Below are 23,592 nucleotides of genomic sequence, written 5' to 3' on the forward strand. Positions count from 1 at the left end.
TGAAAAGCTGCGAGAGAAGCAAGATATCAATACATAAAAAAGAAGTACTCAAAATAAATCATTTTTGAGTACTTCTTTTTATATGTTTAGATTTCTATTACTCTTTGCTAGTTTTACTGGATTTATAAGCGAATAAATTCGCAACGCATCCGGCAATTGACGTTTCGAAAAATGTGAAGCTTTACGAGCTTTCTTAATACCTGGTTCAAACAACGGTTGTTTGAATGAACATCAAAAAGCTTTAAAAACAGTGCTTTTCGGAACTTTCAAAGTCTAATATTTCAACTAGTTTGAATCCCTTTCATGTGAATAGTGTAAACTTTAACATAAAAATATAATTCTGAGCTAGAAATTACCAAAAATTCACACCGTCATTCGACTTTGTTATATAAATATCTCTTGTTAAAAATTTATCATTTTTAATCATATTTTAAATCTATATCCATACCTAAAAGTTTAGTTTCACTAGATTCATCCGTTAACTCAAGAATAGTATTATCAGCTATCAACTGTGAGACAACTTCATATTCTTCTTCTTTAATAACCTCTTTTAAACTTGTAATCATATCTTGATTAAGTGATACTATATATTGAAACTCACTATTATCTGAATAACCAATTTCATTTTCCAATACTTCTAATAAAGCTAGTCTTTGACGAGGGTCCATATTAGCTAATAATCTACTATCATGAAAAATCATTCTTATTTCTGTATTACGTAGTAATAATAGAGTTAAATCAAAACAGAAAATCGTAACCTCATTAATACCATCAGACGAATCTCCTACAATCTTGGCTTCAATATTAAATCTTTTTTGATTATCACCATTGTTTAGCTTTATCTCTATACCACTTGGCTTGTCATTATAAAATTGTTTAGCCAATCCTCTGAAAGTCCCTCTAATATTATCAATAAGGTTTTGATTATCATGAATATATTTTAAAGTATCTGTATTCTCTTTTTCAAAAATTTCTTTAGTTTTGGAAAGCTCCAATTCAATTTCTGATAACATTTCACGATATTCTGACAATTTTTGATACTGTCTTTCTAGTTCTCCCTTACGTTGGATAACAGCGTTATACTCATCTAATGCACCATGAGTATCTAAAGTTTTCAATATTTCATCATACTGATGACCTTTTGACGTTATCTCTTTAGTTAAAATTTCTATCTTTTCAGAGGTTTCCTTTTGTTGTTGTAACAATCTATTTTTACGAACAGATATAAGTTGATCATGAAACGTAGTCACTTCTTCCAATCGCTTTAGCACATTACTTGGAAATAAAACATTAGCTTCTTCATACATCTTACTAACTTCATTTAAAGTTAAATTAGGTGATAACTTAAGTCCTTTTTTTATTGAATTTAATCTCTTTTGAAGTAAAACTCTTTTATTCTCTAGTTCTCTTCTCTTAGTTTGAAGCTGCGTAGCTTCTTCTTCTAAATCATTGTAATTTTCAGCAATTCTATATTCTTTAATCGTTTGTTCATATTCAGCAATTTTGTCTTTGATCTCTAATATTTGCAAATCAGTATCATCATTGTTTTGAAAATATTGTTTGACTATGGAGTCCTGCTCCAAAGTCGCTTGCGTCTTTCTCAGAGCTTCTTCTTTTTTTCTATTATCTTTTTTAGCTTCTATCAATCCTACATCTAATCCTAATAAATAACTGTTATTTATTAAAGAGCTATATTCCGATTCGTTTTTTACATAACTTTTGTATGAAGTGTACGATGCTCTATTTCTTCTAATAAATCTTGAAATTAATGTTCTAAAAGTAATTTCACTAATAGCTGTCTCCGATGAAAAATCAAAAATTAGTTCCATGACTTTCAATTTAAATTTATTCAATCCATATATTTCACCATCTAAATAAATATCATTTTGATTTTTACAGCTCCTAATAACAGTATGCTGACTACCCTTAGCTTCAAATTGTAAAATAAACTCCCATTCATTCAGATTCTCTTCAAAAGAAGTAATCTTATTACTCCCTAAGCAAAAATGAATTAATTCGATAATTAAGGACTTGCCAACCCCATTGTAAGTGGATTTTTTATCAAAAACTTCGTTATCAAATTTTTTCCCAACTATATAGTTAATACCTTTTTTAAATTTAATATCATGAAATGAATACTTATTAGCAGACAACCATACTAAGTGCATAAATTCAGCTTACCTCCTTCCTTTAAATCTAATGCTCCCATTAAAAATAAAAAATCTATACTTAAAATAAACTTATCAAATGTTAAATCTACAATTAAATTTTTTGTTTTATTTTTTTTTTCAAGCTTTACCCAAAGTTCATCGACAGTTAAGTGAGTATCTGAGCTTCTAAATGATGAAAGAATTAGACCACCTAACCCATATAATGTTTCAGATAAATAAATATGTTTCTCTGGTAAAATCAATCCTTTCACCCCCCTATATTTTTTATGTAAAATTCATTTAGGTTCCTCAAATATATCGCAAGTCTCAAAAAAGTATGCAAATAGCGACTCTACAGCTACCATGTTTCCAAAAGTTTTATCTTCTGAAGGAAGGCATTCCTCTAACATATACATATACCTTAAATCAGGATAATTATCACTATCATCTAAAATTATTTTTTTGGACTCAGAATATAATTCTGAAAATCTTTTTTGGAGCTCAGATCGAATAAGATTTCCTTGGTTCATAAAGAAAATTTCTATGTCTCCATAATTTTCGCTATATCTTCTTATTCTATCAGCGACTGCTGAACTAATTATTTTACCATCGTTATTGCCAAAGTTAAATAGTATTTTGTCATTGAAATCTGGAACAGCTAACTTATCTTTTCCACTACTGACAGGAAGCTTCAAAATGAAATCTATCACTTCTGTTAAAGCTGCATAATCAAGATCAATTCCGTCAATGCTTTCTGGTAAATAGCCAATTATTGAAAACACTGTATCTAAATCCAATTCTAAAATCAAATTCTCAAGATCTCTTGGCCCCATTAAATTTGTTTTGATATCATTATCTTGACCTATTTCTTTTAGAATATCTTTCAATCCTTGAAGCTCTTTGTGTATCTTTGCGCCTACACCTTTATATTTATCATTTACTACAAAATAAAATTCTTTGACACCATCCCACTGTTTAATTAAACCTGTAAAATCAGTTTCTATTTTTTTTCTAGCATCAGATATACTCTTTTCTATATTCTCTGGTCCATAAACCTGAAAATAAATGCCTTCTTCTCCGATATAACCATCATTTTTCATGTCTCCATGAGAACCTTGCGGCTTTACAGAATGAAAATTTGGATACGTTTTGCTCATTATCTTTACAAATAAATCTTCAAAGGCTTGGGCATCAGATGAGTAAATTAAGTTCTGAAACCGTAATCTACAAATATATTTTGTTTGTCTATCCATAAATATTCACCATTCACTTTATATTATCTGATTTGATTTTATCATAGAATATGCCTTTAGATAGCATTATTTTAAACCTAATAATCAAAAAAGCTCACGAAAATCGTAAGCTAGTTTTTCAGACTATAATTCCACTATACTCCTCTATTTTACCCTTGAATACATTTTTGCTGTATTAACAGATGTAGATGCTATCGCAGACATTCGTGCAGATGAAGCAATATCTTATTGTAGATATTTTATTTCTTCTTGAATTGATAATTGATCTTCATAAAATTGCTGTTGTTCTAGAAGGTTGTATACCTCTTTTAGAGTCTTGCCACTGCCTTCATCAATTAGTCTCCAAAGACGATAAACATCAGAATAGTTATAAAATTTTTCTGGAAAACCATTTTTCCATTGATATACTCTGAATTATTTACCTCTTGATTAAAAATTTGATTCGCTTTTTGTAACTCTATCGTGGCTATTCTTACCCAATAATTCTTTTTTTTCATATAATAAAATCACAATAATTATTAATCTACTGTTCAAAAAAAGATGATCCCGTTAAAATCATGGATATATTTAAAACAAATATGAAATGGAAAATGACAAAAGACTTGCTTCTAGCACCGGCCAAAGCAATGGAAAAAAGTCTATGAAATCAAAGAAGTAGTAATAATAAACTATTCTTCAATTCTATTATTTTAAAATACAATAAATGGATCAAGAGGTAATTCATATGAAAGTAATCCTACCAGCTGAACAAATAAAGGAAATTCAACTGTTGCTAACTGAACTTATAAAACAAGAGCTAAACAACCAATTACACAATGGCGGATTATAAGGGCCTTACTTAAATAAAGAACAAGCTTGTGATTAAAATTAGCAAAACTGCTATATTCGATAGACACGAAATCCATAAATGGATTAAAGGATTAGAGAAGCATGCCTGGTTATTTTATAATTAGTATATGATAACATTCTAGCTCAGAAGCAAAGGAGAGCTTTATCATGACAATAACTAAAACAAAAATGAAATATACAGACTTAGAGTGTATCTTTCCGAAGAAGCCTGAGCTTCTTTTGGGGTTGTTTCAAAGACTTTAGAAAAACGTTTTAAAATAAGTGGAGATGAAAAAAATTCGAGCTTGAGACACGTAATAAAATAGACAAAATCTTAAATGGTGGTTATCTATCTGTTCATGAGGTGGATACAGATATTCTTTTCTCTGACTTTTACAAAAATGTTTGGTGGGAAGCTTATAAAGCTGGTCAAACTACTTCGACTGATAAGCCTCCTTCTGATGTAACTATTGAAAATAAGGAAATGAAAAAACCGTCTTCTCAGTCCCAAATGAATTGATTACTCTGCTTCACTCTTAGAAATTGCAACAGCCAAAAGAACTAGCACATGTTAATATCATTCAAACGAACAAACAATATGTATTTACCTATATTGATACCAAAAAAAATGTTAAAAGTCGTTTACATGCTGACTATTTAAACAGTATAATGAAGGCTGTTAGAAATAGACATCCAGAGCTGAAACATGCGACTCCACACAAATTGAGACACACTGTAGCGACACTAGCACGTCAATCAGGTGTGTCACTTGAAAAGATGTCAGAAGCTCTGACACATAGCGTTACAAGCACTACTAAAACCTATGTAAACGTCTCTAATGTCGTTCCAATAACTGTTGGCGAAATCGCCTATCGAAATAAAAAAAACGATTTGTGTGGAAATGGAGTGAATTATAGGGTCAACTTTTCTCGTAATCAACAAAAAAACGCCAGATGGTGGTAACCAAAAGGCGTTTGTAATGTTGATATAAAGCGAATATTAACGTTTTGAAAACTGTTAAGCTTTACGAGCTTTCTTAAGACCTGGTTCGATTATTGGAATTTGAATGAGTTTCAAAACCCTTTAGCATCAATGGATACAGCGTGATTCATATTTGAAAATTTCAGTGGGTTTCAAGAAATTTGAAATCAATGGTGTCAACTTTTTAAACAAAAATATGCGAGCCGAAACAGATACTATAAATATTTTCTAAATATCAGAAATTATATTCCATAAAATAATTTATTTTCTCTTCAAATTGATTGCTACCAGAGCCATGTTTGAAACCAAAACTTTCTAAAAGCGAATTGTACATTAAGCTCTGAAACTGAATTATGGTTTGTTTTTGTGCAACTGGTAAATTTAAGAATAATTCGTTTAACTCAGAAATACTGTGACTCTCTAAAAATCCCATCCACATCCTTAGAATTCCTACAGTTAAATCTGATAATTGAACAAATATTGAATTGTCTGATTTAACAAATTCGTATGAAACTTTTTTTCCAAACACTTCAATTGTGTTTTTATCCAAAATTTTTTGTATTTCTAATTCCTCATCGAACACATGAATAGAATTATAAAAAATAAGGATTGAATTTCTATAGATATCTGCGTAATTTTCAATCAAAACCCTGTCAGTATTACCTTCTAAAAATATCAGAATATCCTTTCTATGACTTTTCATACTTTGCCTCAAATATTCAATATCAAAATTATTTCCATCGGGGTTTATTCTCTCAAACCAATTCAATATTTCATCAATAAATTGGTTATGATCTTTTATATTAGGATAGTCAAAGTAAATCATCAAATGAATAAACCAATCTTTATCTTTAGTAATACAGTCATATAAAGTACTTTTTAGCCCTCTATTAAACTCGAAACCTCCAAAAGAAGATTCTTCAAGTGAATCTACAATATCAACTATACTATAATAAAAATTATCTCTATAGGAATAATGAATCCAGCATTTATTATCATACAGCCACTCAATAAAATCTCTAACACGTTTTTTAGAAATCAATTCCAAAAATACTTTAGCTTTCTGCTGAATATGCTTAAATTTTATTTCCATGGAATTCTGCTGAACTTTCAACTTTTCTACGAGATTCTTTAAACTATCCTCACTTGGATACTTTCCTTTCTCAAATGCAAGTCCTCCTAATATGAAATATGCTTTCTCATTAAAATTAAAACCATCATCTGTTAAACGAAAAACACGTGAGTTATTAGTCTCATCATAGTAAAGTTCATATTCTTTGTCCATTTTTGGAACGTTATGAAGTTCTGAAATAGTCTTAACAACTTTTGTATAGTCCATTAAATACTTTACTTCTTTCTATAGTCTAGTTTGAGCAGCTTTTTCTATAAAATCTTTTAAATAGTTGTTTATTTTTAAATCAAACTAGCAGAATTTATGATAGTCATCTCTGCTATTTTTTTTATTAATGGAACTTCTTTTTTCAATATCACCTCATGATTATAAGGATGATATGTCAAATCTTTTTTTCCACTTTTACTATGAACTAAAGAATTTCTAGTAAAGTATATTCGTTTTGCAATAGGTCCAAATCCGTTCTCATTTTCAAAAGTTACTACAGGACCATCAGAAAATGTTACTTTACTGCATGAATAGTAATTAACATCGTCCACACTTAATTTATTCTTTAAATCTGAAATATCTATAAATTCTTTTAATACATATTTCAAAGATTCTAATTCATTTCCCTGACCATCTTCACCAAATTGACGTAGCCTGTTCTGTGCGAATTTAGCAAGTTTAAGTAATTCTTCATCACTCTTGTAGGAAAAATCAGGATGTGTTATTTTCTCTCTCATGTCTTTTACAAGATATCGAAAATAAGTTTCATCATAAAAATACTCTAGAACATGGTAAAAAGAAATATATTGAATATATGGATCTATTGATGACATAGCTTTTTTATAATAATTAATAATATCCCCATTGTATGTTTTCAGTGGGGCAACTTCTAATTGTTGTATTGTCCTATCAATTTTTGTCCTAGAATAAAAGAGAACTAAGTCAAATTCTACACAGTCATTCAATGCTTTATCTGTTGAATACATCGTATTGAAGATATAACCATTTTTTAAATTAACAAAAGACTCAAAAGATTTATTTTTATCAGAAGCAATTTTGAGCGAAACAAATCTCCCTCTTAAAGATTTAAAAAGAAAATCAATTATTGATAAATTTTCAAATTCTTCACTATTTCTTTCGCTATAAGAAGAATGTATGCTCATATATCTTAAACTATTGAAAAAACGAGAATCCATTTTTTTTTTGCTTTTTTTTAAAAAGATTTTCTCAATAGTTCTTTTTATCAGATATACTAGTAATTCGGGAGAAATGGTAGATATCTCGTATAAAATCCCATTTTGGTCATCATTCAATTTTAGACATTCATCATCTTGATCATTTCTGAAATTGAATAATAAAGAATTACGTGAATCATTCTCTAGGATCACTTCCATATATTTACTATTATACATAGTCGCCTGATCAAAAGAAAAATTTTCTAATTTATCATATATTTCTCTCATATTTTTTTCAGAGAACCAATTCTTAGCATCAGAAAATCTTGGTATTGTAAAATATGTCTCATTTCCTTTTTCCACTATATCAAATCTAAAGAACTCACAAAAATAATCTCTAAATTCTATATAATTCATCAGTTTCCCTCCTTAAATTTCCTCAGAAAAAAATATCTTGGCAATTCCTTTAAATGAATTTTTCCATTTTATAATTACACAAACCTATATATTGTTTTTTACAATATGTTCAACATGAAATATTTATTATCAATAAATAACTTTAAATCAACACTCTAAAGTTTCACTATACTTAAATTTTTGACTTAGTTAATTCGATCAATATCTTTCTGAAATAACAGCCTTTTAAAATTAGAAAAAACTATCTTTTCAAAACCTGGGATTACCTTCTCAAAATCATCATAAATTTCTTTTAAGTCTCGGGGATAAACAATCTTTTTATCCTTTCTTGCAAATGGTCCATCCGTTTCAAACAATAGTTGTGATTTAGGAATGCTTTGAATGATTTCCAACCCATTCTTTGAAGAAAGCATTTTATGATTTACAGAAAAAAAATAACCCGATTCAGCAATATCTTTCAACGTTTTTTTTCCACCAGTATACCAATGAAAAATTGCATTTCTCACATTATTTTTTTTGAGTATCTCAAGAACTTCCACTTCTGCTTTTCTAGAATGAATTGAATAAATATTACCTTTGTTGTACTTAGGATTAGTTATTTGTTGAAATATTTCAACTTGCTCTTTTTTTAATCGTTGATTTGATCCAGAAAAATCAAGTCCTACTTCTCCAATATATCTAGTATACTTCAATCCTTTTTCAAACTCATTCCTACTAAAAATATACTCTCCTACCATATCTGGATGAAACCCTAATGCCATTCGTACATACTTATAGTTCTCATATTCATATCGAGTTTTCAAAAATATTTCCGGCAAGTAAGTGACAAAAATAGCGTATATCTTCAATTCTTCATACTCTTTAGCTAACTCTAATGGTTTTGAATAAAAATCAATGTGAACATGCAAATCAATATATCCCATATTTTTCAATAAACCTTTCGTATTCAGAGACAAATTTATCAAACATTATTTTTTGTTTTTGTAAGTAACTTTCATCCTCATGAAATTTCGGTTTATTGTTAGATATTTCACCAAAGATTGTATCATTTTTAATAGCTTCGACATATGCTTCAAAATATCCCACATTGTTATTGTAATCTTTCAAATAATTCTTTGGCGCAGAAGTGATATTTTCATACCCAACAAAATATTCAGTATCAAAAGTCTCATTATCATGCGAAGCTAAAGATATTTTTCTAAGTATACATGGAATACAAGTACCACATTGCCCTTTATGTTTGTAATGTCTTCCAGCTCTGCTTTTACCACATGTAAAAGTATTTTTTATTTGTGATTTAAATTCAAAATTCATATTTGCAATAACTTCTCCTTTAGTTTTATACTCAAACTTGTTTAAAATTCGAATATCATAGCCAAGAGCAGTAAGAAGTTCATTGTAAAGAAATATTGTTTTAGGATGAGTGGTTTTTGTAGTAAATCTTCCAAATTCTGGATTCAAAGATAGGATGCCATTCTCATACATTCTAATCTCTCTTGTAGAGTTAGATATTGCTTTCGATATCGCTAATGAAAGATACAATAAAGATCGTGTAGACTGAAAGTGAAATGTTTTTGCTTTTTGATATTTATTCCTAATATCAATCTCACTTCCGTGGACAGAAAAAATCTTATTATAAAAAGATTGTAATAATACTTGGTGTGTTTGCTCTTCTGACTTATTGACGTATCCCACGTAATCACTTAGAATATTACTTGAAAAATTATGATATGCTCCTGCTAGAGAATCTAGTCCTCCTGAAAAAAGAGTTATACACTTTTTTTGAGAACTAGGAATTTCTAATGGTAAAATATTAAATATTTTTGTGTTTTTTTCAAACATCACATTAAACAGATCTCCAGATACCCAATTAAGAAGTTCAATCAATTGATCCTTTGAACTTTCCCATCTTTCAATATTATATACTTTTGCTGAAACAGCTATTTTTCTAGGGGCTTTATTATTTGAATCTCCACCTGTAGAAATATCTCCATCAAAAGCTGCAAGCATTACGTTAACTATGTCACAGGCATTACATCGTTCATGTTCACTCATATAATAGTAATCTGTAGCTTCATCAATAAAATCTTGAAAGTAAGAATTTGTTTCCATTAGAATCCACCAAAATTTTTAAGTTTATCAGCAATCTGTTCATTTACTGTAGCCAACGTTATTTTACCATCAATCAAGTTCGAAATATTTTCTCTCACATCATCTTCAAATAACTTATCAGCAAGAGGTTCAATGAATTCCTTTCTAATTTGCGGGATAGTTAATCCTTCATCTAAACCTTCTAATGCTCCTTGCATTGTATTTTCTAATGACAGGAACACAATTCGGTATAACAATTTCTCTATAAAATACCTTTCATCTTTTTCTTCATTAATAGTTTCTGCTAAAGCTATTCGCAATGATTTTAGTAATATTTCAGACATTTCCACATTCAGATTATCTTCAACAAGCTCCATTACCTCGTTTATCCATTGTTCTCTTTTTAACAAATTATGTGCTATTTCTTCACACTCATCTTCTTCCAATGCATAAAGTTTTGAAAGCTTTCCACCTACAACACCTACAATACTCTGATAAGTTTCTTCAGAAACTTCTTTGCCAATAAAATTACTTTTTATCGTACTAGTTATTTGTGGCAAACTCGATTTGGCCTCGTCAATAGACTTTCCTGCGAGAATTTTTCTAATAGATTTATCAACTCTAGCTTTGTTTGTTCCCATGAAATCACTCCGTTCTTATTTAGTATAGAAAATAGCTTTCCTTTTAACCAATTATACAAGGTTATGGCATTTCTTATAACCTAAAAATCAAGTTTTGTTAAAAATAATACTTCAATCATTTATATATATATTTATATATAGTATTGTCTTATTCCATTTTCTACTTATCCTAGCGAAATAACTCTATAAGTATATATTACGAATATATGAATTTAACGTGAATATGCGTTTTGGTATAGTAAACTTGTTTGGATCAGTATTACAGTTCTTGATGCATTTTTACCCCATCTTTACTTTATATGTAACACCATTCAGCGTGAATTTTCATATAATTGAGGTCTGACTCATTTATATTTTCCCAGACTTCTTGGAGTATTGATTTACTGCGTATGCAAACTATAATTTCCTCATATATTTTGGTCATTCACTAAACTGTCTACAATTATCTCTTAACCATATAGTCTTCAGGTTGAGATCATTATGCTTTTTGTCAGTTCAAAAAAGCATTTACCAAACTAAATTGCGAAGCGTCTGAAAATGTTGCTATATTGGCATTTTGAAAGCTGCGAAACTTTACGAGCTTTCTTAAGAACTTGTTAACCAAGTCAGCATTTTTGAAATTATCTTACTTTCACGGTACATGTTTAAAGCCATCCAAATAATTCAAAAAGTTTGATTTGTCCATCGTTTGGATGAGCGCTACTAATATTATTCCTCTTATTCAACATATGAACTAATTTTTGATGAACAATATCAGTTTTTATCTCAATCTTTAAACAATTATCTAATAAAACTCTATCTTTAATATCAATTAAGTCATTTATATCAACATAATCTTCTCTTAAATTATCTCCTACTGCTGAATCACAAAAAAATTTTCATACAACACACTATTATTTTTGTTATATAAATTAATAGCAACCTCATTCCATAAGTCATCTAACGCTGAGACAAATCTTCCAATTAAATTTCGAAAGTTATATTGCATTTTTTGAATTTTGAGATTTATGCTTTGGATTATTGTTTAAAAGCTGCCTGATATTTGATTCTTTTACGACTTTGTAGTTAGTATATTTTCTGATGGAAGTCCCAAAGGTATTAAATAGTTTTCGAAATCACTGTTATCCATAATTTCCATTTCTTCAAAATTAAACGAACTCACCTCATTTGTTTAACTTCCTTCTATTTTTTATACTATATGTTACCACAAAACAAAAAAAAGACATTCCCAAATAAATGGAAAATGTCTTGAAATGTTGATATATAGAATATATTAACGTTTTGAAAATTGAGAAGCTTTACGAGCTTTCTTAAGACCTGGTTTTTTACGTTCAACCATACGTGCGTCACGAGTAAGTAAGCCAGCACGTTTAAGAGCTAAACGGAAATCAGGATCAACTTGTAACAATGCACGTGCGATACCGTGACGGATTGCACCTGATTGTCCAGCGTATCCACCACCATTTACGTTTACAAAAACATCGTATGAACCTTTAGTTTCTGTAACACCGAATGGTTGGTTGATTACTTCACGCAAGTCTGCGTGTGGGATGTATTCTTCAACATCTTTTTTGTTAACAGTAATTTTACCAGTACCTGGTACTAAACGTACGCGGGCTACTGCATTTTTACGACGGCCAGTGCCGATATATTGAGCTTGTGCCAATGAAATTCCCTCCTATTAGATTAAGTTTGTAATGTCCAATACTTCTGGTTGTTGTGCAGCATGTGGGTGTTCAGCGCCAGCATAAACATGAAGTTTCATTCCTTGTTTACGGCCTAAAGTGTTTTTAGGAAGCATGCCTTTTACAGAAGTTTCGATCAAACGACGAGAATTTTTAGCACGTAATTCTCCAGCAGAGACTGATTTCAATCCTCCTGGGAAGTTTGAGTGACGGTAATAAATTTTATCGCTTGCTTTGTTACCTGTTAATTTGATTTTTTCTGCATTAATGACGATTACGAAATCGCCTGTATCCACATGAGGTGTGAATGTTGGTTTATTTTTACCACGTAAGACAGATGCTACTACTGCTGAAAGACGACCCATAGGAACATCTGTTGCATCTACTACGTACCATTTACGTTCTACTTCGCCTGGTTTGGCCATATATGTTGTACGCACAATTTTTTCCTCCAATTCAATTTCACGAATGTTTGACATACACTTGAGTTTCCGGGGCTCTTGTGGGGCAAACAATACCATATAACATAATACCTTCTATAAAGCCTAATGTCAACGTAATTCCGCCTCTTTTTGAAAATTTTCTCCATTCGTTTTCTGCCATTTTCTCTGAAAAATGAAACTTGTTGTTGCAGACTTCTAAAACTGAATACCAAAATGAATATTATGTATAAACTTTCATTAACGAAGTGAGCATCCACTTCTTTTCCTCAATCACCAATAATAGTATAAAAACCTGATAATCACCACTTTTATGTATAAATATTTAATTTTACCCTTGATTTATTATTTTTATTCTGATAAGATAGCTTCAATCACTTGAAAACACGCGGAAAAGGAGTTAATAAGTATGAAAGAAAAAGTAATATTGGCCTATTCTGGAGGATTAGATACCTCCGTTTCAATTAAATGGTTAACGGACCAAGGATATGATGTAGTGGCTTGCTGCCTAGATATCGGTGAAGGTCGCGATACCCAATCCATTAAAGACAAAGCTTTGGCAGTTGGCGCGATTGAATCTTATGCCATCGATGCCCGCGAAGAATTCGCCCAAGATTTTGCTTTGATCGCTTTACAAGGCAATACTTTTTATGAAAATTCTTATCCTCTTGTTTCCGCTTTGTCTCGTCCATTGATCGCCAAGAAATTGGTGGAGTTGGCATTAGCGACTGGCGCAACGACCGTCGCCCACGGCTGTACCGGTAAAGGCAACGACCAAGTTCGGTTTGAAGTAGCGATCGCCGCTTTAGCGCCTCACTTGAAAGTCATCGCACCGGTTCGGGAATGGAAATGGTCTCGGGAAGAAGAGATTGCCTATGCGGCTGAAAAAGGGGTGCCGATTCCCGCTGACTTGGATAATCCATATTCCATCGACCAAAACTTGTGGGGACGTGCCTGTGAGTGTGGCGTCTTAGAAGATCCTTGGGCAACGCCGCCAAAAGGGGCCTACGCCATCACGCAAGAATTAGAAGATACTCCTGACGTACCAACGATCGTTGAGATCACTTTTGATCAAGGGGTACCGACCGCCATTGATGGCGAAACGATGAATCTAGCAGAATTGATCATGAAACTAAACCGGATGGCTGGCGAGCATGGCGTTGGTCGGATCGACCATATCGAAAATCGTCTGGTGGGGATCAAATCACGGGAAGTTTATGAATGTCCGGGAGCGATCGCTTTGATGACGGCTCATAAAGAATTGGAAGATTTGGTCTTCGTGCGGGAATTGGCGCATTTCAAGCCAATCATTGAGCAGCAATTAGCCCAAGTCATCTATGACGGCCTATGGTTCAATCCATTGACGGAAGCATTGATTACCTTCCTGAAAAGCACGCAAGTCTACGTCAACGGAATCGTGCGTTTGAAATTGTTCAAAGGCAACGTCATTTGTGAAGGACGGAAATCTGAAAACAGCTTGTACGATGAAAACTTAGCAACGTACACGTCTGCAGATACCTTTGATCAGCATGCGGCTATCGGCTTCATCAAATTATGGGGACTGCCAAGCAAAGTGCACGCTGAGATCCAAGCACAACAGCAACTAACAGAAACATTGATTTAAGTATGCACGGCTGAAGCTGCCGCTTCAGCCGTAATCTTTTTTTGAGGTGAGAATATGGCAAAATTATGGGGCGGACGTTTCGATGGAAAAAATGAAGCATGGATCGATGCTTTTGGGGCTTCCATCACGTTTGATCAAAAGTTAGCAAAGCAAGACATTCTTGGCAGTTTGGCACATGTCAAAATGCTGGTCCATACGGGCATCATCAGTCAACCCGATGGCGAAGCGATCATTGGCGGCTTGACCACGATTCAGCAGCAATTAGCCGCTGGCGAATTGACCTTCACGATTGAAAATGAGGACATCCATTTAAACATCGAGACATTCTTGCATGAATTGATTGGACCAGTGGCAGGCAAATTGCATACTGCCCGTAGTCGTAATGACCAAGTGGCGACCGATATGCATTTGTATTTGAAAGAAGTCGTGCAAGACGTGATCACTTTGATCGCTGAATTGCGAGAAGCGCTGGTTTTACAAGCCGAAGCCAACATCTACACCATCATGCCCGGTTATACCCATCTGCAGCATGCTCAGCCGATTTCATTTGCCCATCACCTCTTAGCCTATTACAGCATGCTGACGCGTGACCAAGAGCGTTTCAGTGAGAGTTTGAGCCGCATCGATGTGATGCCTTTAGGCAGTGCCGCTTTGGCAGGAACTACCTTCCCTATCGATCGTGCCTTCACCGCTCAAGAGTTAGGGTTCAGCAATATTTACAGCAACAGCCTAGATGCGGTCAGCGATCGCGATTTTATCTTGGAATTTTTAAGCAACGCCTCTTTATTGATGATGCATCTGTCTCGTTTTTGTGAAGAGCTGATTCTTTGGTGCAGCCACGAGTACCAATTCGTGGAACTGACCGATACCTTCTCCACTGGCAGTTCCATCATGCCTCAAAAGAAAAACCCTGACATGGCGGAGCTGATCCGTGGAAAAACAGGACGTGTCTATGGGAACCTCTTTGGTCTTTTGACGGTCATGAAGGGCTTGCCGCTGGCGTACAACAAAGATTTCCAAGAAGACAAAGAAGGCATGTTTGACAGTGCCGAAACCATCACGAAAAGCTTGCAGATCATGACGGGCATGATCGCAACGATGAAGGTCAATCAAGCACGGATGCAAGAATCCACTGAAAAGGATTTTTCCAACGCAACAGAATTAGCGGATTACTTAGCTGGCAAAGGCGTGCCTTTCAGACAAGCCCATGAGATCGTCGGCAAACTTGTCAGCGAGTGTTTGAGCAAAGGCATCTATCTGCAAGATGTTTCCTTGGAAGAATACCAAGCGATCCATCCTGCCATCGACAGCGATATTTTTGAAAAGCTTGACTCCTATACCGCCGTCAAAAATCGTCATTCGTATGGCGGCACCGGTTTTGATCAAGTGGCACAGCAAATTGAAGCCGCCAAAACGTTATTAACAAGCAAGTAAAAAAACCAGCGAAGAAAATTCTTCGCTGGTTTTTTGTTGATTAATGACGTACGCGAGATTTCGCTGGATCGATCAATGGCGCTTCGCCTAAGTGCGCTTGGATCATCCAAATACGTTTTTCGATGGCTGTTTTGAAGCCGATGAAGATATCTTGGGTTGGATCGTCGCCTTCTTCACCAGATACTTCGATCCCTTTTTGGTATAAGTCCGCTAAATAACGGTAGCCTTCCACCAATGTAGCTAAGCGTTCTGGAATCGTGCGGTCCCAGTTACCCACTTCATCAGGGATTTGAGTGTGTTCTGCCATTTCACGCAAAGTTGAATATGGTGAACCGTCTAATGTAATCAAGCGTTCAGAAACTTCATCCAATTGCTCATTTAGATCATCCATGAATTCGTCCATCATTGGATGCAATGTCAAAAAGCCAGGTCCACGCATGTACCAGTGTGTTTGGTGAACGACCATAGCCATTTGGCTTAAATCAGCAACAAGTTGGTTTAATACTTCTTTTGTTTGTTCAAATTTCATAACGATTCCTCCTCTAAATTATCTATTTTAAGGATAATACGAAACAATTAAAAAGTACAACAAAATCATCTATTTGAGAAAATTTCTCACTCTCTTACGTATTTCTTTATGAGGGGGTACGAAAAATGACGATTTTCGTGTTTTTTTTAGGCGCTTTACTCGGCTTCTTTTGGCTTTTGCTCTTACATACTCTGTTTTGGAATCTGCCAAAAAGTGATTCTCGTTCTCACTACCAGAAAGTGAACAAAGTTTCGGATAACCATTGGTTTCTTCTCCTTCCTACAAGATGGCTTTCACCCCCGCTTTATTGGGTCTTCGCTTGCATATGCTATGGCGGACTTTGCGGGCTTGCCTTTCATGATTCAGAAAGCTTCCTGGCTTTTGTCTGGCTGACCAGTGCCTTTTTACTCAGCTTGACCGACTTGATAGACTATAGCGTCTACCCGCAACTGCTGTACCCCGCCCACCTACTGCTAGCGCTGGCACAGTTTAGAAGCGGCGCTTCTTTTCAATGGCTGTCTTTAGGCTTGCTGGTTCCACTGGTCTTTTTTGTCTGGCAGGAAAAAATGGGCGGCGGCGATCTCTTAGTGCTGGCAGGCTGGGGCACTTGGCTAGCGCCAAAGACCCTTTTGGCCCTCTTACTGGTAGCCAGCAGTCTCGGTCTCCTCGCTTTTTTTAGCTATCAAGGCATCTGGAAGAAACGATTGGCGCAGTTGCCCTTCGTCCCCTGCTTGAGTCTGGGTTTGCTGATTGTTCGCTTTCTAGCGTTTCATACTTTTGACGGTTTTTTTCTTTGAAGTGAAGAAAAACGGGACAGGAAAAAGCGGGACAAGTTGGCCTCATCCCGCTTTCTCTTTCTGCTCTGTTGCTTCCCCTGCCTATGATAACGGCGTCCGTTTTTTGCGATCAAGGTAGATGCCTACTGCGATCACTACTAACAACAGTCCAAGGACGACCCAACCAGCGGTCGTAGTGTCATTGGTTTTCGGTAAGTTGTCAGTTCCCGGCTTCGGTGTTTTGCCTTCTTTGACATGATTGTTGAATACCATCTCTGCCGTTTGCTCCGCTTCAGCTACTAATTTTCCTGCTTGTTCTTTGACGGTGACCGTTACTTGATAGGTGGTTTCATCATAGATGATCGTGGCGTCATTGCCAGCTTTTTCACGAATCGTGTAACGATGTTCCCCAGCATCGTCATACGTCAATGCATCAAAGGTAATCGTTCCGTTTGCGTCATTGTGTTGGGGTTGCAGAACCTTTCCAGCTTCATCCACTAATTCAAATGCGAATTCGTTGGCTTGCAAGTTTCTACCCGTCAAGACTTTCTTCGCACTTAGTACGACACTGCCTGCTTGTGGTTGGTAGCTGTTTTCGAAGACTTGATCGCCTTCGTATTCCGCAACTGCCGTGAGCTGTCCAGCTTCATCCGTCACGGTCACAACTACCGCAAGCTCTTTTGTATCGTAAGTGATGGTACCGTCAGTTCCTGTTTTCTCACGAATGGTGTAGTGATACTCACCTGCTTTGTCATATGCAAGAGCATCGAAGTAGATCTTGCCAGTGGCGTCGTTGGCTTTTGTTTGAAGAACAGTTCCGTCTTCATTGACTAGTTCAAAATCGAATTCATTTGCTTGTAGCGTACGACCAGTTAAGACTTTCTCGGCACTTAGTACGACACTGCCTGCTTGTGGTTGATAGCTGTTTTCAAAGACTTGATTGCCTTCGTATTCCGCAACTGCCGTGAGCTGTCCGTCTTCATCCGTTACAGTGACAACTACCGCCAGTTCTTTCCTATCGTACGTAATCGTGCCATCGATTCCTGCTTTCTCACGGATGGTATAGTGGTACTCACCTGTTTCCTCATAAGGGAGTGCGTCAAAGTAGATCTTGCCAGTGGCGTCATTGGCTTTTGTTTGAAGAACGTTCCCTTCTTCATCCACTAGTTCAAAATCGAATTCATTTGCTTGTAGCGTACGACCAGTTAAGACTTTCTCGGCACTTAGTACGACACTGCCTGCTTGTGGTTGATAGCTGTTTTCAAAGACTTGATTACCTTCGTATTCCGCAACTGCCGTGAGCTGTCCAGCTCCATCCGTCACAGTCACAACTACTGCAAGCTCTTTTGTATCATACGTGATCGTACCATCGCTGCCAGCTTGTTCACGGATAGTATAGCGGTATTCGCCCGCTTCGTCATATGCAAGAGCATCAAAGTAGATCTTGCCAGTGACATCATTGGCTTTTGTTTGAAGAACGTTCCCTTCTTCATCCACTAGTTCAAAGTCGAATTCATTTGCTTGTAAGGTGCGGCCGGTCAAGACTTTCTCGGCACTTAGTACGACACTGCCTGCTTGTGGCGTATAGCCGTTTTCAAAGACTTGATTGCCCTCATACGTTGCTGTTGCCACCAGTTGCCCGTCTTCATCGGTGACTTTCACAACAACGCCAATTTCTTTCGTGTCATAGGTAATGGTACTATCTGCGCCAACTTTTTCTCGAATCGTATAGCGGTATTCGCCGATTTCGTCATACGTCAATTCATCGAAATAGATTTGGCCAGTTGCATCATTGGTTTTCGTCTGTACTACATCGCCTGCTTCATCGACTAGTTCAAAGGCAAACTCGTTGGCTTCTAACGCGCGTCCCGTCAACACTTTCTCTACATTCAAGACCACACCGCCAGCTTTTGGCGTATAGTCATTTTCAAAGACTTGATTGCCTTCGTATTCGGTAACTGCCGTGAGCTGTCCGTCTTCATCGGTGACGGTCACAACTACCGCAAGTTCTTTTGCATCGTAAGTGATGGTGCCGTCAGTTCCTGCTTTCTCACGAATGGTGTAGTGATACTCACCTGTTTCCTCGTAAGGGAGCGCGTCAAAGTAGATCTTGCCCGTGGCATCATTGGCTTTTGTCTGAAGTACGTTGCCTGCTTCATCGACTAGTTCAAAATCAAATTCATTTGCCTGTAACGTACGACCAGTTAAGGTTTTCTCGGCACTTAGTACGACACTGCCTGCTTGTGGTTGATAGCTGTTTTCTAAGACTTGATTGCCTTCATATTCCGCTACTGCAATCAACTGCCCGTCCTCATCGGTGACGGTCACAACTACTGCAAGTTCTTTTTCATCGTAGGTGATGGTGTCGTCAGTTCCTGCTTTCTCACGGATGGTGTAGCGGTATTCACCTGCTTTATCGTAAGGAAGAGCGTCAAAGTAGATCTTGCCAGTGGCATCATTGGCTTTTGTCTGAAGCACAGTTCCTGCTTCATCAACTAGTTCAAAGTCAAATTCTTCTGCCTGCAAGCTTCGACCCGTCAAAATTTTCTCAGCATTCAAAACGACACTGCCAGCTTTTGGTGTATAGTCATTTTCAAAGACTTGATTGCCTTCATAGACTGCTGTCGCAATCAACTGATTATCTTCTTCTGTCACTGTCACAGTTACCTTTAGTTCTTTGTCTGTATAGGTGATGGTTGGATCGCTGTCGGCTTTTTCCCGAATCGTGTAATGGTACTCGCCAGGCTCATTGTAAGTGATGTCGTCAAAGGTGACTTGACCGTTACCGTCATTGGTTTGGGTTAGAATCACAGAGCCAGCTTCATCCACCAGGTAGAAAGTAAATTCGCCGTCTTTCAGCTCGCGTCCATGAAGCAGCTTCTGGACATTCAAAGCATGGGTCGTTTCTTTGATTTCTCGCTTGTTGGCTAGCTCAAAGACATAATTGACTTCTTTATCAGAGATAGTGAAGGTGTACTGAGTCGCATCTCGTTCGTATCCTTCTGGTGCGGTGATTTCTTGGATCATATAATCGCCGTAACGCAGATTATCGATCCGATCAATGGCGTTGCCGTTTTCCATGATTTGATTGTTTTTGACCACCAGATTCGACAAGATGACTTCATAGGTATTTTGCGCATTTTTGCGGCTTAATTGGAAAACTGCTTCTTCATCGATCCCTCGTTCTTTGGTGCCATCGGCATCGTATTTCACGATCGTCAAGGAGCCGTTCGTCCCAGAAGAGGTTCCGCTGCCGTCTGTCGATTTGATGGTGATTTCTTTGGTCACTGTGTGAATCTCGATCTCACTACCCGTTAAATTGACACTATTGGCCACCCGTTCATTGTTCAAAATCCCAGGATCAAGCTGTGTTTGATAAACGATAAAGTACGGTTTATCAATCATTTCTTCAAAAGCGATCACTAACGATTGCGTACCTGCTACCACATCCGAGGTGATTTTCGGATTGTCCTCGTTGGTGAAGGTGACTTTTTCTCCTTTTTCCCACGTGCCATTGTTTAAGACCGCTTCATACACGTCTACGATCACGGCATCGTTGGCATCGCGTAAAAAGGTGTGCTGATTGTAGTTGATGGTATCGGTGACTACCGCATTGTGGATTTTGCGACTGTCAGCGTTGATCATGATTTCCCAATCGATCAACCGATTGTTGTCGGCATTCTGGCTGCCGTTTTTCATCAACCAGTCCGTTTTTGCGGACTTGTCGACTTGGCCATCGGCAGTCAAGGTTGTGTCATTGTCCGTCAATGTGATGGTATTTTTGTAGGTAAATACCTCTTCAGCTGCTTCGGTTGCCAAGAAGACCGCCAGTGTTTCAGACGTTTCTTTCAGCAAGGTGATCGTAACTTTCTTCGTATCAGGATCATAGGTGTAGATGTAATCCTCATTCTCCACCAATTGTTCTTTCAGCGCTCTGACTTGCGTCGTATACCCAGTTACTGTGACCGTGTAAAGCGCCAAGTATTTCAAGGTTTGGCCTTCTTGCAGCTGGTCAGTGATGACTGCATCTTTGTTGATTTTTTCTTTGTACGTATTGAATAGCCCCATCCAATAGACTTGATCGCTAGAAGCGGTCTGCTCATCAAAAATAGTTCCTAGGTCTCGATTAAATACGGTTTTAATCGCGGTGGCGACATCTTCGCCTTCACCAATAAATAGGCCGTATTTCAAGGCATTTTTTAACCAACTGGTGTCCATCCATGTATTGGTTTCAGAAGCTTCCGTGAACGTATTGCCAGCTTCGTCTTTATAATGGACAAACGCTGCATTACTAAAACGTCCGGTAGAGCTGCCCGGTAACGTACCCTGTTGCACGATATCAAAGCTGGTTTTGAAGTTGACAGTGATCGTTGCCGAAGTCGTTTGGTACGCCCCTTGCAGCTTGATGCGAAAACCCGTCTCAAGTTCCTTCGTTGTGCCGTCCGTCAGTGTTTTCGTTTCTTTGATCAGCTCCAGCGTATAGTCGGTATCAAGAACCAAAGGCTCGGTCACGCCGCTCGCCGTCACTACCAGCGTATCCGCCAACAAGGCCAGTGCGCTGCTGTTTGCGCCAGAGATCAATTGATAGCGGTCTTCGATGATCAGGTCGCTAACTGTTTGCTGATTGGTATTGGCATCAATCTTCCATGCGACAGTCTTCGTCTCATAATCTTTGGTGCCAGCTGTTTTCACGACACCGATCGTTTTGGTTGGCGTCACGATCCCACTGCCCGTCAACGAGGTATTTTGATTGTCGCGGACCGAAGCGTAGTTGTAAATACGGGTATCGGCTAAAACCGATTCATACAGCTGGGTATCGTATTGAATCTTGTAGTAGCCAGCTTTGGCAAACGTGATGCCAAAGCGTACGATTTCCCCCTCTTTATTCTGTTATTCTGTCCCATCAAAGGACCAGTCCTCTGAAGGGATTGGATTACCGTCTTTGTCAGTGATCACCAAAGTTTCTGGAACAAAAAAGTGCAAGGCTTTTTCAGGATCTGTTCCCGAGTAGGTCTGATCCAAAACTCTGGCTTGATCTTTGTCCAATGTAACGGAAATTTCCCAAGATGCTCGTTTCGTTTCTGGATCGTAGCCTTTAAATCGTTTGTATTCTGATTGTTCATCGTAGGTAACCGTTGCTTCTGCGGTTTTTTCTGTAAAATCGCTACCGTTGATTGTTGCCGTGTTTTTGAAAGAAGAAGCCGTTGGATCGGTGACTGCACTATTGATCACGATTCGAACCGGTTGATTAACCGTTTGATTGAAGGTAAACGTGTTGTTGACGCTGTTAAAGGTATATAAGCCATCGGTACGAACCCACTCCTTGGTAGCTTCATCGTACAAGTAGCCCGTCGAGGTACTATAAGATAAGCCTTGAGGCATCTTATCGGTGATCACCACATCGTGCAATTCACGACTGGTTTGGTTAAAAATAATTTCCCAAACCACTGAACCGCTGGAAGTCACATTACCAGTCTTAATGATATCGACTTCATAAATCGGCAATGTAATGATGATCTCATGACCATCTTCATCGTAGATCCCAGTATGAATCGTCACTTCTTCAGTAACAGTACTCACACTTAATTCCGTGATTAGATCAATGGTCCCCGAACGATTGGATAATGTCTGTGCGGCCTCATTAAACGTGACGGTCAATGTACCATCATGATCCAAGGTAAAGGTTCCGATCGATTGTCCGCCAGAACGAGTCAATTCGCCGCTAACGGTATTATGAATGGCAAAATAGTCTGGCAATTGATACGTATAATAATCGCCTGCGCGAATTTCTTCCGTGTCTGCTAACGACCAGTCAAAATGGATTTTGATGTTGCCGTTATACATCGGTGGATTTTCGGCAGTGAAGGGTTGATCGTTTAAGTCAGTGATCCGAACATTATCAAATAGCTGCACGCCCCGTTCATTTAGGTTGGCACTAAGATTCTCCGCGGTAGCCGAAGCTTCCGTTTCCGTCTCAGCATCTGGTGCTCGCGGTTGAATACTGTTTTGATTCAATGTCGAAGATGCTTGGGTTTCTTGACTCTCGCTAGGGACGGTAGTTGGTGCTTCTGTAGATTGAGTAGTCGTAGGTTGTGTTTCCTCTGTCCCAGATGAGTCCGTCGGTGCTTTTTCCGAATCGATCGTTTCGCTCTCTGCTTCGCTACTTGCTAGCGTTTCTGTCGTCCGTTGCGTGCTATCGGTTGCGTTAAGTGCTTCCGCCAATATGATCGTTGGTTCACAAACAATTGAACCAAGCAACACCAGCAAACATATATAGATAGAAAATGGCTTTTTCATGATTATTCATTCCTTTTGTATAAAGTTTTTTTATTCAATTGATTTCGGAAGTGCTCCACGAATAAAATTGTTCAACAGTGAGCAAGATATCCCAACAAACAACTGCTTTTTTCCCCCTCCCCATGATTCTACGATTTAGGTCTTTGCTACT

Annotated in this window: 16 protein-coding genes and 1 pseudogene; 4 read left to right on the top strand and 13 right to left on the bottom strand. The window is 36.9% G+C overall.

Annotated elements, in window-relative coordinates:
• Positions 1 to 419: 419 nt before the first annotated feature.
• Genes IGI69_RS16115 through IGI69_RS16125 form a run of 3 tightly spaced genes read right to left on the bottom strand, consistent with a single transcriptional unit; the run spans position 420 to position 3,403 of the window.
• A complete protein-coding gene (locus IGI69_RS16115; protein ID WP_086338815.1) occupies positions 420 to 2,168 on the bottom strand; it encodes a DUF2326 domain-containing protein in 1,749 nt (582 codons plus the stop codon).
• Positions 2,159 to 2,413 (bottom strand): ABC-three component system middle component 6, encoded by a 255-nt coding sequence (locus IGI69_RS16120; RefSeq protein WP_086338816.1) that lies wholly within the window; start codon positions 2,411 to 2,413, stop codon positions 2,159 to 2,161. Before IGI69_RS16120 ends, IGI69_RS16115 begins: the two co-directional genes overlap by 10 nt.
• Positions 2,414 to 2,446: 33 nt before the next feature.
• On the bottom strand, positions 2,447 to 3,403 hold the full coding sequence (locus IGI69_RS16125; RefSeq protein ID WP_086338817.1) for an ABC-three component system protein: 957 nt from the start codon (positions 3,401 to 3,403) through the stop codon (positions 2,447 to 2,449).
• 996 nt (positions 3,404 to 4,399) lie between these two features.
• Here IGI69_RS16125 and IGI69_RS16130 point away from each other — a divergent pair.
• Positions 4,400 to 5,119 (top strand): annotated as a pseudogene (locus IGI69_RS16130) (tyrosine-type recombinase/integrase); the annotation flags it as partial.
• A gap of 328 nt (positions 5,120 to 5,447) precedes the next feature.
• On the opposite strand, the gene IGI69_RS16135 reads toward IGI69_RS16130, so the two are convergent.
• The 7 genes from IGI69_RS16135 to rplM form a co-directional block, all read right to left on the bottom strand.
• Positions 5,448 to 6,551: a DUF3800 domain-containing protein gene (locus IGI69_RS16135; RefSeq protein ID WP_086338818.1), complete on the bottom strand. Its 1,104-nt coding sequence runs from the start codon at positions 6,549 to 6,551 to the stop codon at positions 5,448 to 5,450.
• Positions 6,552 to 6,625: 74 nt separating this feature from the next.
• The gene (locus IGI69_RS16140) at positions 6,626 to 7,924 is read right to left on the bottom strand and encodes a hypothetical protein (RefSeq protein WP_086338819.1); all 1,299 of its coding nucleotides are present in this window, start codon (positions 7,922 to 7,924) and stop codon (positions 6,626 to 6,628) included.
• Between the two features lie 185 nt (positions 7,925 to 8,109).
• Positions 8,110 to 8,847 carry a TatD family hydrolase gene (locus tag IGI69_RS16145; RefSeq protein WP_197525958.1) on the bottom strand — a complete coding sequence of 246 codons (738 nt, stop codon included), beginning with the start codon at positions 8,845 to 8,847 and terminating at the stop codon, positions 8,110 to 8,112.
• Positions 8,834 to 10,036 carry a hypothetical protein gene (locus IGI69_RS16150; protein WP_086338820.1) on the bottom strand — a complete coding sequence of 401 codons (1,203 nt, stop codon included), beginning with the start codon at positions 10,034 to 10,036 and terminating at the stop codon, positions 8,834 to 8,836. Before IGI69_RS16150 ends, IGI69_RS16145 begins: the two co-directional genes overlap by 14 nt.
• A complete protein-coding gene (locus IGI69_RS16155) occupies positions 10,036 to 10,656 on the bottom strand; it encodes a hypothetical protein (RefSeq protein ID WP_086338821.1) in 621 nt (206 codons plus the stop codon). The genes IGI69_RS16150 and IGI69_RS16155 overlap by 1 nt, the downstream gene beginning before the upstream one ends.
• Before the next feature lie 1,273 nt (positions 10,657 to 11,929).
• Positions 11,930 to 12,322, bottom strand: coding sequence for a 30S ribosomal protein S9 (rpsI, locus tag IGI69_RS16160; RefSeq protein ID WP_003128901.1), 393 nt, complete (start codon positions 12,320 to 12,322; stop codon positions 11,930 to 11,932).
• A gap of 15 nt (positions 12,323 to 12,337) precedes the next feature.
• Positions 12,338 to 12,784 (bottom strand): 50S ribosomal protein L13, encoded by a 447-nt coding sequence (gene rplM, locus IGI69_RS16165; protein ID WP_301280258.1) that lies wholly within the window; start codon positions 12,782 to 12,784, stop codon positions 12,338 to 12,340.
• Between the two features lie 406 nt (positions 12,785 to 13,190).
• Here rplM and IGI69_RS16170 point away from each other — a divergent pair, with 406 nt between their 5' ends.
• Both IGI69_RS16170 and argH read left to right on the top strand, forming a co-directional pair.
• Positions 13,191 to 14,405: an argininosuccinate synthase gene (locus tag IGI69_RS16170; protein WP_005233014.1), complete on the top strand. Its 1,215-nt coding sequence runs from the start codon at positions 13,191 to 13,193 to the stop codon at positions 14,403 to 14,405.
• Positions 14,406 to 14,459: 54 nt separating this feature from the next.
• Positions 14,460 to 15,839, top strand: a complete 1,380-nt coding sequence (argH, locus tag IGI69_RS16175; protein ID WP_086338822.1) for an argininosuccinate lyase — start codon at positions 14,460 to 14,462, stop codon at positions 15,837 to 15,839.
• A gap of 40 nt (positions 15,840 to 15,879) precedes the next feature.
• Here the strand turns inward: argH and IGI69_RS16180 are convergent, their stop codons facing one another.
• A complete protein-coding gene (locus tag IGI69_RS16180) occupies positions 15,880 to 16,368 on the bottom strand; it encodes a Dps family protein (protein ID WP_005230382.1) in 489 nt (162 codons plus the stop codon).
• A gap of 125 nt (positions 16,369 to 16,493) precedes the next feature.
• On the opposite strand from IGI69_RS16180, the gene IGI69_RS16185 reads away from it, so the two are divergent.
• Complete coding sequence (locus IGI69_RS16185) at positions 16,494 to 17,165, top strand: prepilin peptidase (protein ID WP_086338823.1); 672 nt, start codon at positions 16,494 to 16,496, stop codon at positions 17,163 to 17,165.
• A gap of 81 nt (positions 17,166 to 17,246) precedes the next feature.
• On the opposite strand, the gene IGI69_RS16190 is transcribed toward IGI69_RS16185, so the two are convergent.
• Both IGI69_RS16190 and IGI69_RS16195 read right to left on the bottom strand, forming a co-directional pair.
• Positions 17,247 to 21,863 carry a Spy0128 family protein gene (locus IGI69_RS16190; protein WP_438741431.1) on the bottom strand — a complete coding sequence of 1,539 codons (4,617 nt, stop codon included), beginning with the start codon at positions 21,861 to 21,863 and terminating at the stop codon, positions 17,247 to 17,249.
• A 171-nt stretch (positions 21,864 to 22,034) separates the two neighbouring features.
• Positions 22,035 to 23,441, bottom strand: a complete 1,407-nt coding sequence (locus tag IGI69_RS16195; protein ID WP_438741433.1) for an Ig-like domain-containing protein — start codon at positions 23,439 to 23,441, stop codon at positions 22,035 to 22,037.
• Positions 23,442 to 23,592 lie beyond the last annotated feature (151 nt).

Source organism: Enterococcus sp. DIV1083b (assembly GCF_051713705.1).
GTDB classification, from domain to species: domain Bacteria; phylum Bacillota; class Bacilli; order Lactobacillales; family Enterococcaceae; genus Enterococcus_D; species Enterococcus_D casseliflavus.

What these genes read in the sequence shown, in the direction of transcription:
- IGI69_RS16115 (WP_086338815.1), bottom strand. Translation starts at nt 2,168, where the DNA reads ATGCACTTAGTATGGTTGTCTGCTAATAAGTATTCATTTCATGATATT.
- IGI69_RS16125 (WP_086338817.1), bottom strand. Translation starts at nt 3,403, where the DNA reads ATGGATAGACAAACAAAATATATTTGTAGATTACGGTTTCAGAACTTA.
- IGI69_RS16135 (WP_086338818.1), bottom strand. Translation starts at nt 6,551, where the DNA reads ATGGACTATACAAAAGTTGTTAAGACTATTTCAGAACTTCATAACGTT.
- IGI69_RS16140 (WP_086338819.1), bottom strand. Translation starts at nt 7,924, where the DNA reads ATGAATTATATAGAATTTAGAGATTATTTTTGTGAGTTCTTTAGATTT.
- IGI69_RS16145 (WP_197525958.1), bottom strand. Translation starts at nt 8,847, where the DNA reads ATGGGATATATTGATTTGCATGTTCACATTGATTTTTATTCAAAACCA.
- IGI69_RS16150 (WP_086338820.1), bottom strand. Translation starts at nt 10,036, where the DNA reads ATGGAAACAAATTCTTACTTTCAAGATTTTATTGATGAAGCTACAGAT.
- IGI69_RS16155 (WP_086338821.1), bottom strand. Translation starts at nt 10,656, where the DNA reads ATGGGAACAAACAAAGCTAGAGTTGATAAATCTATTAGAAAAATTCTC.
- IGI69_RS16170 (WP_005233014.1), top strand. Translation starts at nt 13,191, where the DNA reads ATGAAAGAAAAAGTAATATTGGCCTATTCTGGAGGATTAGATACCTCC.
- argH (WP_086338822.1), top strand. Translation starts at nt 14,460, where the DNA reads ATGGCAAAATTATGGGGCGGACGTTTCGATGGAAAAAATGAAGCATGG.
- IGI69_RS16180 (WP_005230382.1), bottom strand. Translation starts at nt 16,368, where the DNA reads ATGAAATTTGAACAAACAAAAGAAGTATTAAACCAACTTGTTGCTGAT.
- IGI69_RS16185 (WP_086338823.1), top strand. Translation starts at nt 16,494, where the DNA reads ATGACGATTTTCGTGTTTTTTTTAGGCGCTTTACTCGGCTTCTTTTGG.
- IGI69_RS16195 (WP_438741433.1), bottom strand. Translation starts at nt 23,441, where the DNA reads ATGAAAAAGCCATTTTCTATCTATATATGTTTGCTGGTGTTGCTTGGT.